At 70.7% G+C, this 12,950-nt stretch carries 13 protein-coding genes; 8 read left to right on the forward strand and 5 right to left on the reverse strand.

The genetic code is table 11. The features are described from left to right. Nucleotides 1–75 precede the first annotated feature (75 nt). The 5 genes from M1203_RS13000 to M1203_RS13020 all read left to right on the forward strand — a co-directional run bounded on the left by M1203_RS13000 (nt 76) and on the right by M1203_RS13020 (nt 6,122). Nucleotides 76–1,734: an FAD-dependent oxidoreductase gene (locus tag M1203_RS13000; RefSeq protein ID WP_249949792.1), complete on the forward strand. Its 1,659-nt coding sequence runs from the start codon at nt 76–78 to the stop codon at nt 1,732–1,734. After that, a complete protein-coding gene (locus M1203_RS13005) occupies nt 1,731–3,218 on the forward strand; it encodes an ATP-binding protein (protein WP_249949793.1) in 1,488 nt (495 codons plus the stop codon). Before M1203_RS13000 ends, M1203_RS13005 begins: the two co-directional genes overlap by 4 nt. A gap of 130 nt (nt 3,219–3,348) precedes the next feature. Next, on the forward strand, nt 3,349–4,317 hold the full coding sequence (locus M1203_RS13010; protein ID WP_249949794.1) for a polysaccharide lyase family 1 protein: 969 nt from the start codon (nt 3,349–3,351) through the stop codon (nt 4,315–4,317). An 80-nt stretch (nt 4,318–4,397) separates the two neighbouring features. Continuing rightward, nucleotides 4,398–4,934 (forward strand): DinB family protein, encoded by a 537-nt coding sequence (locus M1203_RS13015; protein WP_249949795.1) that lies wholly within the window; start codon nt 4,398–4,400, stop codon nt 4,932–4,934. A 189-nt stretch (nt 4,935–5,123) separates the two neighbouring features. After that, nucleotides 5,124–6,122, forward strand: coding sequence for an alpha/beta fold hydrolase (locus M1203_RS13020; protein ID WP_249949796.1), 999 nt, complete (start codon nt 5,124–5,126; stop codon nt 6,120–6,122). Between the two features lie 106 nt (nt 6,123–6,228). Here the strand turns inward: M1203_RS13020 and M1203_RS13025 are convergent, their stop codons facing one another. The 5 genes from M1203_RS13025 to M1203_RS13045 all read right to left on the reverse strand — a co-directional run bounded on the left by M1203_RS13025 (nt 6,229) and on the right by M1203_RS13045 (nt 9,596). Further along, on the reverse strand, nt 6,229–6,918 hold the full coding sequence (locus tag M1203_RS13025; protein WP_249949797.1) for a hypothetical protein: 690 nt from the start codon (nt 6,916–6,918) through the stop codon (nt 6,229–6,231). Nucleotides 6,919–6,923: 5 nt separating this feature from the next. Next, entirely contained in the window at nt 6,924–7,517 is a 594-nt protein-coding gene (locus M1203_RS13030; protein WP_249949798.1) for a sigma-70 family RNA polymerase sigma factor, read from the reverse strand. Next, nucleotides 7,514–7,744 (reverse strand): hypothetical protein, encoded by a 231-nt coding sequence (locus tag M1203_RS13035; RefSeq protein WP_249949799.1) that lies wholly within the window; start codon nt 7,742–7,744, stop codon nt 7,514–7,516. Before M1203_RS13035 ends, M1203_RS13030 begins: the two co-directional genes overlap by 4 nt. A gap of 603 nt (nt 7,745–8,347) precedes the next feature. Next, complete coding sequence (locus M1203_RS13040; protein WP_249949800.1) at nt 8,348–8,737, reverse strand: MmcQ/YjbR family DNA-binding protein; 390 nt, start codon at nt 8,735–8,737, stop codon at nt 8,348–8,350. Beyond that, nucleotides 8,715–9,596, reverse strand: coding sequence for a DMT family transporter (locus M1203_RS13045; RefSeq protein ID WP_249950029.1), 882 nt, complete (start codon nt 9,594–9,596; stop codon nt 8,715–8,717). Before M1203_RS13045 ends, M1203_RS13040 begins: the two co-directional genes overlap by 23 nt. A gap of 172 nt (nt 9,597–9,768) precedes the next feature. On the opposite strand from M1203_RS13045, the gene M1203_RS13050 reads away from it, so the two are divergent. From M1203_RS13050 to M1203_RS13060, 3 genes are all read left to right on the forward strand, one after another. Beyond that, nucleotides 9,769–10,626: a LysR family transcriptional regulator gene (locus M1203_RS13050; protein ID WP_249949801.1), complete on the forward strand. Its 858-nt coding sequence runs from the start codon at nt 9,769–9,771 to the stop codon at nt 10,624–10,626. A gap of 140 nt (nt 10,627–10,766) precedes the next feature. Further along, complete coding sequence (locus M1203_RS13055; RefSeq protein ID WP_249949802.1) at nt 10,767–11,822, forward strand: iron ABC transporter permease; 1,056 nt, start codon at nt 10,767–10,769, stop codon at nt 11,820–11,822. A gap of 29 nt (nt 11,823–11,851) precedes the next feature. Further along, nucleotides 11,852–12,934, forward strand: a complete 1,083-nt coding sequence (locus M1203_RS13060) for an iron chelate uptake ABC transporter family permease subunit (protein WP_249950030.1) — start codon at nt 11,852–11,854, stop codon at nt 12,932–12,934. Nucleotides 12,935–12,950: the final 16 nt, after the last annotated feature.

Consider the following 12,950-nt stretch of genomic DNA (forward strand, 5'->3'; position numbering starts at 1 on the left):
AGCGGGCGGGCGCTCGTAGACTGTTTCATTGAAGGTTCTTTGAAGGCCGTTTCGTCCTCAGGCGATGGTGATGGCATGGCGAACCCGACGATCTTGACCGTCGACGACGATCCGGCGGTCTCCAGAGCGGTCGCCCGCGACATCCGGCGCAAATACGGCGGTCAGTACCGGGTCGTGCGCGCCGTCTCCGGGGCGGAGGCGCTGGACGCGCTGCGCGAGATCAAGCTGCGCGGTGAACGGCTCGCGGTGATGCTCGCCGACTACCGGATGCCGCAGATGAACGGCATCGAGTTCCTCGAAGCGGCGATGGACCTCTTCCCCCTTGCCCGACGGGTGCTGCTGACCGCGTACGCGGACACGGGCGCGGCCATTGACGCGATCAATGTCGTCGATCTGGATCACTACCTCCTCAAGCCGTGGAATCCGCCGGAGGAGCATCTGTACCCGGTGATCGACGAACTGCTGGACGCCTGGGCGACCACCCCGGATCCGACCAGCACCGAGACCCGCGTGGTGGGGCACCGCTGGTCCGCCCCGTCCTTCGCCGTACGTGACTTCCTCGCCCGCAATCTGGTGCCGTACCGCTGGCTGCCCGCCGACGAGCCCGAGGGCGCCAGGCTGCTGGCCGCCGCCGGAGTGGCGCCCGCGGACGTACCGCTGGTGGTCACCTCCGACGGCACATCGCTGGTGGCACCTGCCGAGAAGGAGCTCGCCGCGCATGTCGGGCTGAGTACCACCCCCACCTCGGACTTCTATGACCTCGTGGTGGTCGGCGGCGGACCTGCCGGGCTCGGCGCCGCGGTGTATGGCGCGTCCGAGGGGCTGCGTACGGTACTGGTCGAGCGCGAGGCGACCGGCGGGCAGGCGGGACAGAGCAGCAGGATCGAGAACTATCTCGGGTTCCCCGACGGCGTCTCCGGAGCCCAGCTCACCGACCGCGCCCGTCGCCAGGCGCTGAAGTTCGGCGCCGAGATCCTCAGCGCCCGCGAGGTCGTCGGGCTGGACGCGGCCGGATCGGGCCGGGTGGTGCGGTTCGGACAGGGCAGCTCCATCACCGCCCATACCGTGGTGCTCGCCACCGGCGTGTCCTACCGCCGTCTGGCCGCTTCCAGCCTGGACGAGTTCACGGGAGCGGGGGTCTTCTACGGGTCCACTGTCACCGAGGCGTCCACCTGCTCGGACGAGGAGGTGTACTTGGTGGGCGGCGCCAACTCGGCAGGGCAGGCGGCCGTGTATCTCTCCCGCTACGCGCGGCGTGTGCATCTGCTCATCAGGGGCTCGGATCTGACCAGTTCGATGTCCAGCTATCTGATCGAGCAGATCAACGACATCGACCATATCGTCGTCCACCCCTGGACCGAGGCGGTCGGCGGGAAGGGCGACGGCCATTTGCAGCAGATCACGCTGCGGGACGTCCGGTCGGGGGCGACGGACTCGGTCGACTCGTCCTGGCTGTTCGTGTTCATCGGCGCGGAGCCGCGTACGGAGTGGCTGGAGGGTGTGGTCGAGCGCGACGCGCGGGGGTTCGTGATCACCGGCCCCGATCTGGTGGCCGACGGCCGGCGGCCGGCCAACTGGCCGCTGCCGAGGGACCCTTACCACCTGGAGTCCAGCGTGCCGGGGGTGTTCGCGGCCGGTGACGTCCGTGCCGCGTCGCTCAAACGCGTCGCCTCCGCCGTCGGTGACGGCGCGATGGCCATTTCGCTGGTCCACCGCTACTTGGAGTCACAGTGAGTGCTTCGAACCGTTTGACGCCGGCGGAACTGCGCACCTTGTTCCTGTTCGAGGCGCTCGACGAGAACCAGCTGGCCTGGCTGGCGGAGCGGGGCAGGGTCGAGCGGCGGACGGGCGGCAGCGCCGTCTACACCGAAGGTGAGCCGGCCACCTGCTTCTTCGTGCTGCTCAGCGGCGCCGTGACGCTCAGCCGACGGCTGCACGGTGACGAGATCGAGGTCACCAGAACCGACCGGCGCGGTGTGTACAGCGGGGCGACCCAGGCGTACCTCGGTGACCGTGTCGACCAGGTCTATCCGAACACGCTGCGGGCCATCAGCGACGCGGAGTTCTTCGCCCTGCCGGCCGATGAGTTCGCCGCGGCCATACGCGGCTGGTTCCCGATGGCGCTCCATCTGCTCGAAGGGCTCTTCTTCGGGTCGCGCGCGGCGGACACGATCCTGGGCGAGCGGGAGCGGCTGGTCGCGCTGGGAGCGCTGTCCGCCGGTCTCACCCATGAACTCAACAATCCGGCCGCGGCGGCGGTACGGGCCACCGAGGCGCTGCGCGAGCGGGTGGCCGGGATGCGGCACAAACTCGCCCTGATCGCGGACGGCCGGCTGGACGGCACCCGGCTGCGTGCTCTGGTGGAGCTCCAGGACGCGGCGGTCAAGCAGGCCGCCGCGGCCTCCCCCATGTCGGCGCTCGACGCCTCGGACGCCGAGGACGAACTCACCGACTGGCTCGATGAGCACGAGGTGGCCAGCCCCTGGGATGTAGCGCCCGTCCTGGTCTCCGGAGGGGTCAATGTGCCCTGGCTGGCGTCGGCCGCCGAGGCGGTGGGCAAGGATCATCTGGACTCGGCGGTGCGCTGGCTGGCGTACGCCATCGACACCGAACTGCTGATGGGGGAGATCGACGACGCCGTGACCCGGGTCTCCGACCTGGTCGGTGCGGCCAAGCAGTACTCCCAGCTGGACCGGGCTCCGCATCAGGTCGTGGATGTGCACGCGCTGCTCGACGCCACGCTGACGATGATGCGGGCGAAGATCCCCGCCGGGATCCGGGTGGTCAAGGAGTACGACAGGAGCCTGCCGCCGATCCCGGCGTTCGGCGCCGAGCTGAACCAGGTGTGGACGAATCTGATCGACAACGCGGTCGACGCCATGGACGGAGAGGGCACGCTCACTCTGGGCACGAGAAGGGACGGCGAGCGGCTGTATGTCGAGGTGACGGACACCGGGAGCGGTATTCCTCCGGAGGTCAGGCCGCGGATCTTCGAACCGTTCTTCTCCACGAAGTCGGTGGGCGAGGGCACCGGACTGGGCCTGGACATCTCGTACCGCATCGTCGTCAACAAGCACCACGGCGACATCAGGGTGGACTCGCGGCCGGGGCATACCCGATTCCGGGTGTGCCTGCCGATCACTCCTGTCGCCGAGCCCGCCGACTCCGTGGGCCCGGCCGCCCCGGCCGAGTCGGCGGGCCCGGCCGCCGGGGAGTGATCCGGGCCGGACACCGCGGCCCGTCCCTCGCGGACCGGCAACCTTTCGGTCCTCGTCGGCGACAAGAGGGGGAACGCCCCGGGCGCACAGCGCCCGTCCCCCTCCTTGCCCTCCGAAGGGACACACCCGTATGTCCACGATCATCAGCCGGCGCCGCCTGGCGGCCCTGTTCGCCTCCACCGTCGCCGTCGCCGCCCTCGGCGCGATACCGCAGCAGTCCGCCGTCGCCGCGGAGACCGGGCCCATCGGCTTCGGCGCGGGCACCACCGGCGGCGGCGGCGCGACGCCCGTCACGGTCAGCACGCTCGCCGCGTTCACCTCCGCCGTCGCGGGTGATTCCGCGAAGGTCGTCCGCGTCTCCGGGCTGATCACGCTCAGCGGCCAGGTCGACATCGGCTCCAACACCACGGTGCTGGGGGTGGGTTCGGAGTCGGGCTTCACCGGTGGCGGACTGCGCGTCAAGGAATCGACGAATGTCATCATCCGCAATCTCCGGATCAGCAAGCCCGTCGCGCCCGCGGACGGCATCACCGTACAGAAGTCCACGAAGGTGTGGATCGATCACAACGCCTTCTCGGCCGACCGCGACCACGACAAGGACCACTACGACGGACTGCTCGACATCACCCACGCCTCCGACCAGGTCACGGTGTCCTGGAACACCTTCAAGGACCACTTCAAGGGCTCGCTCGTCGGTCACAGCGACAACAACAGCGCCGAGGACACCGGGCACTTGCGCGTGACGTACCACCACAACCAGTTCAGCAACGTCTACTCGCGCCTCCCCAGCCTCCGCTTCGGTACCGGCCACTTCTACGACAACTACGTCCAGGGCGCCGACACCGCCTGCCACTCCCGGATGGGGGCGCAGATGCTGGTCGAGAACAATGTCTTCCGCGACACGAAGGTCGCGGTGACCACGAACCGCAGCAGCGATGTGGACGGCTACGCGGTGCTGCGCGGAAACGACCTCGGAGGCGCCGCCACCGAGATCTCGGGGACCGGCTCCTTCACCACACCGCCGTACAGCTACACGGCGGAACCGGCGTCGAGTGTCGTCGCGTCGGTGACGGCGGGTGCGGGGACGGGGAAGATCTGACCCGCTCCGGGGCTTCCCGTACCGGGCCGCCGCCGGAAAACGGCTGTCCGGGCGCGGCGACGGCGTGGCAGGGTCGGCCGATGGACGTATCCCGATGTGCACTGCTGCGCCGACAGTTCGACCTCACCTGGCAGCTCTTCGACTACCACCTGGAGCGGCTGGAGCCCGCGGACTTCCTGTGGGAGCCGGCGTCCCACTGCTGGACGGTACGACAGGACGACGCCACCGGGACATGGGCGCCGGACTGGGCGGAGACCGAACCCGATCCCGTCCCCGTCCCCACGATCGGCTGGCTGACCTGGCACATCGGATGGTGGTGGAGTGTGACCATCGATCACGCGCGGGGACGGACGCCGCGGGAGCGGGAGGAGATCGGGTGGCCGGGCGACGGTGAGGCGGCCATCGCCTGGCTGCGCGGCCTCCGTGCGGAGTGGCTGACGGTGCTCGACCGGCTCACCGACACCGATCTGGACGCCACCGCCCCGTTCCCGTGGCGGAACGACCCCGGGCACAGCGTCGCCGACATGGCCGGCTGGGTGAATGCCGAGCTGATGAAGAACGTCGCCGAGATAGGCCAGCTCCGGCTGTTGCGCGCGGCGTCCGCGGCCACACTTTAGGGGTGCCGTCGAGACGGCACCGGCCGGTGTGCCCGGCCGGTTTGCCGGATCGGCAAAGAGATTTTGCCCCTGCCGTGCCGGGGCCACATGGTCGTGGTGACGGCGTTCGTCACGGCGGGGCCCCGGACCCGGGCTGCCCCGCCGTGGTACGCCGTCGCACGACCACGCAGGAATGCTCAAGGAGGACGGATGTCTCAGCACGCGCAGGTACCGGACGTGACACACCGCTTGGTGGATGTTCCGGGCGGCCGGATCCATGTGGTGGAGCAGGGCACCGGTCCCCTGGTTCTGCTGGTCCATGGGTTCCCCGAGTCGTGGTACTCCTGGCGCCACCAGCTCCCGGTGCTCGCCGCGGCGGGGTTCCGGGCGGTGGCCATCGATGTGCGGGGCTACGGGCGCTCCTCGAAACCCCACGACATCGAGGCGTACCGGATGCTGGCCCATGTCGCCGACAACGTCGGTGTCGTGCGCGCGCTCGGCGAGGAGACCGCCACCGTCATCGGTCATGACTGGGGTGCGACCATCGCCGCCAATACGGCGCTGCTCAGGCCCGATGTCTTCACCGCCGTGGGACTGCTCAGCGTTCCCTACACACCGCGCGGCGGTTTCCGGCCGACGGACGCCTTCTCCATGATGGGCGGCCCCGAGGAGTTCTATGTCAGCTACTTCCAGCGGCCCGGCCGGGCGGAGGCGGAGATCGAGCGCGATGTCCGCGGCTGGCTGGCCGGGTTCTACGCCGCGCTCTCGGGCGACGCGGTTCCCCCGGCCGACGGCGGCGATCCGCACTTCGTCCCGGTGGGCGGAAAACTCTCGGACCGCTTCCCCGACGCCTCCCTGCCCGCCTGGCTCAGCGACGCCGATCTCGACGTCTACGCGCACGAGTTCGAGCGTACGGGGCTGACCGGGGCGCTCAACCGCTACCGCAACATGGACCGGGACTGGGCGGATCTCGCCGCGTGGGACGGGGCGCCGATCACTCAGCCCTCGCTGTTCATCGGCGGTGCGCTCGACGCGTCCACGACCTGGCTGGCCGACGCGATCGCGGCGTACCCCACGACCCTCCCCGGTCTGGTCTCCTCGCATATCCTCGACGGCTGCGGGCACTGGGTGCAGCAGGAACGCGCCGACGAGGTGGGCCGGCTGCTGACCGACTGGCTGCGCGCTCTGCCGGTCCCGGCGCGGAGCTGACCGAGGACTGATCCGGCGCACCATCCGGCCGCGGCCGTGCGGTCGGTCGCGGCCCCCCGCGACCGGCCACTCGGCCGCGGACCCCGTATCCGCGTGCCGGGCGCGTTCACAGCGCGTCGGCGAGTTCCCCGATCTGTTCCGCGAGATGCGGGTCGGGGTGCGGAACGCTGCCGAACTCCTCGTCCTCCTCGATCGTCAGACGCTGGACGGCCGCGCGCAGCGCCGGGCTGGGCGGGCGCCGGTGGTGTGTGGTGGGCCGGCTGACGGTGAGACGACCCGCCGGGAGCGCCACGAGCCCGGAGTCGAGATCGGCGGCCTGGTCCGCCCAGTGCGCGGCGTCTCGCCGCTCACCTCTGCCGAGATGGAGGAGATAGAGGCAGTAGGCGGCCGTGGGGTTGCCCGCGCCGGCCGCGAACTGCCACCAGAACTGCGCGCCTTCGTGCCATCCGGCCAGGTTCAGCAGGCAGGCGAAGTACAGCGCGCCGTCGGGGTCGATACGGCGGGAGTTGGCGAGCCGGGCCAGCCGCCCGGCCGCGTCGATGCCGTGCAACGCCTCGGCCGACAGGGCGTGCAGGTCCTTGCCCGCCTGATCGTGGACGGTCGGGAAGAAGTCGGCCGGGGCAGCGGGCCGGGTCCTGGCGACACCGGCGTTACGGGCGACGGAGCCGTCGAACATGAGCGTGTCGGCGACATCACGGGCGATCTGCGCCTTGGAGGCGGCGAGGTCGTACTCGGCGAACGCGTCGGGAATCACAGCGTCTTCCAGGACCTCGTCGATGCCGCGCGGGGACTGCATGGGGTTCACTCCTTCTCCTTGCCGGCGTCCGCGTACAGGGGCAGGCCGAGCTTCTGGGCGATACGGCGCTTGGCCAGCCGCCGGTGGGAACGGACGGTGTCGCGCTCCACACCCATGATGCGGGCGACCTTGTACGAGGGGTAGCCCAGCACATACAGCAGGACGATCACGTCGTACTGCCGCTCGGGCAGCGAGGCGATGGCGGTGTAGAGACCCAGGGAGGTCTCCATCACCTCGAACGTGCACCGCACCGATTCGAGCACCGCGCGGGCGGTGCGCTGGAACGCGGCGGTCTCCACCAGTTGGGGGTCGAGGCCCGCCAGCCGCAGATGGGTGTCCACCCGCGCCTTCAGCAGCGCCCACGCGTATGCCTCCGGGCTCTCCGCCCGCATGACGCGTTCCCAGTTGAGGGCCAGATGGGAGAAGCAGCGGCGCACCACCGCCACCGCGGCGGCCTTGTCGCCGAGCATGGCGTGGGCGTAGTTGAGATAGGCCTTCACATACAGGTCGTGGAAGGCCTCCAGCGCGGGCGGCAGGGTGTACCGCACCTCGGCCAGGTATTCGCCGTGGTCGTCGGGCGACGGGAGGTCGGTGTTCACGGCTGGGCCTCCTCGTCGTGGGCGGCGGGCGTGAGCACTTCGGTCCGGGGAGCACGAGGAGCGCGCGGAGCACGGGGAGCGCCGCGGTGGCGGTCCTCTATCAGCGCGGCGGCTCCCACCCGCACCCCGGCGCGCAGCAGACGCCGCGTCAGGTGGCGCAGGTCCGAGGCGAAGACGCGCACGGCGGTGGCGACCACCAGCAGGGCGAAGACGTCGTTGGGCGTCACGGCATGTCCTTCTTCTACTGAGCAGCACCCTCGAACCCCCGCTGGTGCTGGAGGACTTCGATGTCCTCAAGAAGCAGCTTTTCGGACCGGGGCGGTCAAACGTGCAACGCGACACCCAAGAAAAATACGGAAAGCGATCGTCCCCTTACATACAGATGCCATCCCATCCACCCCATCCGCCACACCGAGTAAGCGCGCGAACACCGACAGGCAGGCCCCGACCTGCGTCGACGAGACAGCGCGAACCGAGCCACCGCCGGCCGCCCCCGCGTCGAGTTCAATCCACAATCGATCCGAATGTGGCGCAGATCACTCAGTTGTGACCCACTATCAGGCATGCGCTCTCAGCCGTCGCGGGCGAGACGTTCGGGGCCAGAGCGACCTGGATCCGCCCACCGTTCGGCCGAACGGGTGGTTTCACCCCCGTGCCGGTCGGCGTGTCCGCCGAACTCCACCGATGCGCGTCGATCGCGGGCTAAGGTTTCCTCAGTTCGCGGGTACGAATCCCGCCGTCGGCCCTGGCTGGCGTGATCGAGCAGCACGCTGACGTGATCGAGCAGTACAACGCCCCCTCCGGCGGAGGGGGCGTTGTCGTTGTGCGGCTCAGTCCTTCTTGGCGCGAGTGCCCGCGCCGGGTTCCAGGGTGGGGAACGCTTCCACGAGGCTGTCCGGAGCGGCCTGCTTCCAGGAGTCCACGAGGATGTCGCGCAGCTCGTCCAGATCCTCCAGCGCGCCCAGCCGCACCCGCACCCACGCGGAACTCGCCTCGTGCGGGGGCACCCAGAACTTCTCCGGCTCGGCCGCGATCAACTCCGTCCGCTCGTACCGGGGGCAGCGCACGGCGAACGACGTCTGATCGTCCGGGACCGTGACGAACATCTTCCCCGCGACACGGAACGTGGGCATGCTCCACGCCTCCTTCTCCACTGTCTGCGGGAGGGACAGCGCGATACGGCGGACTTCCTCGGCATCAATCACGGTCACGGCCACCATGGTAATTGCCGTCCCGCGCGCGTCCCACGCCCCGGAGCCGAGCGGTCGACGGGCCGCGGCCCGTGGTGAGGACGCTGACCGTGTTGGCGGTCACGATCGCCGCGATGGCGAGCCATTCGACCGCCTGGAGAGTCTGGTCCAGGACGACCAGACCCACCAGTGCCGCGAGCACCGGGTTGACGCTCATGAAGACGCCGAAGAAGCGGGCCGGGATCCTGCGCAGGGCGAGCAGGTCGGCGAGGAACGGGACCGCCGAGGAGAGGATGCCCGCGACGGCCGCGTAGCCGAGTGCGCCCGCCGTCGGCGGGTGGTGGACGAGGACGGTGACACCGACGGGTATGTAGAGCAGCGCGGACAGCCCGGCGGCCGCCGCCGAGCCCTGCGCACCAGGGATCCTGCTGCCGACGGTGCGGTTGAGCAGGATGTAGGAGGCCCAGCACACCGCGGCCAGCAGTCCCAGCGCGATGCCCGGATAGTCGGTGGTCGGCTGGGGACGGGCCAGTACGACGACGGCGGCTCCGGCGATCAGCGCGCAGCCGAGGTCCACCGCGCGGCGCGCGGCGGCCAGCGCCACGGCCAGCGGTCCGAGGAACTCCAGCGTGACCGCCAGCCCGAGGCCGATACGGTCGATCGCGGTGTACAGCGACAGGTTCATCGTGGCGAACACCACCGCGAGGCAGAGCACGGGCCACCACTGCCGCCAGGTGAACGAGCGTACGCGCGGACGGCCCACGGCCAGCAGCACGGCTCCGGCCACCCACTGCCGTACGGCCACCACACCCGCGGGTCCGATCACCGGAAAGGCGAGGGCGCCGGTGGCCGCGCCGACCTGGTTGGACAGTCCGCTGCCGAACATCATCGCCACGCCGGCCAGCCGGCCGGAGCGGGCGGAAGCACGGTGGGCGTCACCGCCGGGAGTCCGCGTGCCCCCGGCCCGTCGCGCGCGCACAGACATCTTCATGCGGCGGAGCATGCCCGGTGGTGCGCCCACACGAGAAATGTCCCGGCGCCGCCATCCATACGCTGGGGTCATGGATATGGAACTGCGGCATCTGCGCTGTCTGGTCGCGATCGTCGAGACCGGAAGTTTCACCGACGCCGCGATCGAACTGGGTGTCTCGCAAGCCGCGGTCTCCCGCACCCTGCTCTCGCTCGAAGAGATCCTGGGGGTGCGGCTGCTCCACCGCACCAGCAGGAGCGTCGCACCCACCACCGCGGGCGTACGGGTCCTGGCGCGGGCCAGGCGGCTGCTGGCGGAGGCGGACGATCTGATCGCCGAGGCCACCACCGGTCACACCCGGCTGCGCATCGGCCACGCCTGGTCGGCCATGGGCCGCCACACCGCGGAGTTCCAGCGCCGCTGGGCCGTCCTGCACCCGGGCATCGAGCTCCGGCTGATCCGTACCAACTCCGCCACCGGCGGTCTGGCCGAAGGACTCTGCGATCTCGCCGTGGCCCGCGCCGTCTTCGACGAACGGCGCTTCGCGAGCGCGGTCGTCGGCCGGGAGCGCCGCTACTGCGCCCTGGCGGCCGACGACCCCTGGGCCAAGCGCCGCTCCCTGGGGCTGGACGATGTCAGGGAACGGACGATCCTCGTCGACCGGCGTACCGGCACCACCACGGCCGGTCTCTGGCCGGAGGGCCCCCGGCCGACGGTGGAGTACACCCAGGACATAGACGACTGGCTGGCGTTGATCGCCACCGGCCGCAGCATCGGGATCACCCCCCAGAGCACCGTCAGCCAGTACCGGCGCCATGGGATCGTCTTCCGGCCGCTGCGCGACGCCCCGCCGATCGCGGTCCGGCTCATCTGGCCCCGGCACGAACCCCATCCGGCGACGGACGCCGCCGTCACCCTGCTGACCGAGCTGTATCGGCCTCCCCGGTGACCTCCGCGCGGAACCTTCAATGTTAGGGTCGCCTTACTTTTTGGACGGTGACGTTCCGCCCGGTGGACAACTGGTCGCGGAGAGGCAGTGAGGGCGGCTCGCATGCGCGGTGGCACGATCGGTTCGAAGGCCGTCGGGGCGTGACGGCGGACTCGCTGACCGGCGTGGCGGCCGAGAAGTCCGGTCGTGCGGTCCGGAGCCGTCCGCTGCTCGCCGCCGGTCTGTCGGCGACCGCGGTCATCCTCGCGGTGGTGATCTGGGCGAGCCTGGTGATCGGTTCGGGAGACGCCGGCGCGGGTGATGTGGTGCGCGCGCTGCTCGATCCCGACATGTCCGACAAGGGGCAGCTGATCGTACGGGAGGTGCGCGTTCCGCGTACGGTCGCCGGTCTTCTGGCGGGCGCGGCGCTGGGCCTGGCCGGGGCGGTGATGCAGGGGGTGGCCCGTAATCCGCTGGCCGACCCGAGCCTTCTCGGGATCAACGCGGGTGCGTCGGTGGTCGTGGTGTTCGCGATCGGTGTGCTCGGGCTGACGGAGCCGTCGCACTACATCTGGTTCGGGTTTCTCGGTGCGCTCGGCGCGGCCGTCCTGGTCTATGGCGTCGGCTCGCTCGGCCGGGAGGGCGCCACGCCCGTGAAACTCGCTCTCGCCGGCGCGGCGACCACCGCCGTCCTCACCTCGCTGACCACCGCCATGCTGCTGGCCGACCGTCAGACCTTCGACCAGTTCCGCTTCTGGCAGGTCGGCTCGATCGCCGACAGGGACACCGCGGTGCTCTGGCAGGCGCTGCCGTTCATCGCCGTGGGAGCCGTGTTCGCGCTGGCGCTGGGGCCGCGGCTGAACGCCCTCTCGCTCGGTGACGACCTCGCGCGGGCGCTGGGGCAGCGGGTGGGTCTGGCCCGGCTGGCGTCGGCCGCGGCCGTGGTGCTGCTGTGCGGCGCGGCCACCGCGATCGCCGGGCCGATCGGCTTCGTCGGCCTCCTCGTCCCGCATGCCGCGCGGATCGTCACCGGCCCCGACTACCGCTGGATCCTGCCGTACAGCCTGCTTCTGGCGCCTGTTCTCGTGCTGGTCTCGGACATCGTGGGGCGGGTCGTCGCCCGGCCGGGCGAGGTACAGGTGGGGATCGTGACGGCCGCCATCGGCGCGATTCCCTTCGTGCTGCTGGTGCGCCGCCGCAATCTGGTGGAGCTGTGAAGGAGTTGACGGCGGACGTGCGACGTGACATGGCCGGGGACGTACGGCCCTACGGCGGCGCGGTCACGGATGAGCCGCCGGCCGGTGCCGTACGGGAGGTCGCCCTGGTACGCCGGGCCGGCCGGGCCCGCGCCACCGCCGTCTCGGTCACCCTGCTGGCCGCCGTGTTCGCCGCGCTGTGTCTGGCACTGTCCGTGGGCGATCTCGTCGTACCGCTCCGCGAGGTCGTCGCCACCCTGGCCGGTGGGGGCGATCCCGGTTCGCGGTTCGTCATCATCGAGTTGCGGCTGCCGCGCGCGCTGACCGGTCTGCTGGTGGGGGCGGCGTTCGGGCTTTCGGGTGCGGTGTTCCAGACCCTGCTGCGCAACCCGCTGGCCAGCCCGGACATGATCGGTATCACCTGGGGCGCGAGCGCCGCCGGTGTGCTGGCCAGTGCGGTCTTCGGCGTCAGCGGTTTCCCGCTCTCGGTCAGCGCGCTCGCGGGCGCGGTACTGACCTCGGGGGCGATCTACGCACTGGCCTGGCGCGAGGGCGTCGCCGGATACCGGCTCGTGCTGGTCGGTGTCGGCATCGGCGCGGGGTTGTCCAGCCTGGTCTCGTATCTGCTGACCAGTACGGAGGTGACCGAGGCGCAGAAGGCCCTCGCCTGGCTGACGGGCAGCCTCAACGGTGTGTCCTGGCAGCAGATGTGGCCGCTGCTCGGTGCCATGGTGGTGCTCCTACCGCTGACGTTCCTGGCGGCGCGGGCGCTGCCGGCGCTACAGCTCGGGGACGACGCCGCGCGGGGGCTCGGCACTCGGGTGGAGCGCGGCCGGCTGGCGCTGATCGGCTGCGCGGTGGCGCTCGCGGGGGTGGCGACGGCCGCGGCGGGACCGGTGGGTTTCGTGGCTCTCCTGCCGGCGCCGATCGCGCGTCGGCTGCTGCCGCGCCAGGGCGCCGCCCTGCTGCCCGCCGCGCTGACGGGGGCGCTGATCGTGAGCGTCGCTGACTTCGCGGCACAACATCTGCTGGGCTCCGTCCAGTTCCCGGTGGGTGTGGTGACGAGCATGATCGGCGCCCCGTATCTGCTGTGGCTGCTGGCCCGGTCGAACCGTGTGGGCAAGGGCGGCTGATCGATGGAACGGAAGG

The sequence above is a fragment of the Streptomyces sp. 35G-GA-8 genome (assembly GCF_023534745.1).
GTDB lineage: Bacteria > Actinomycetota > Actinomycetes > Streptomycetales > Streptomycetaceae > Streptomyces.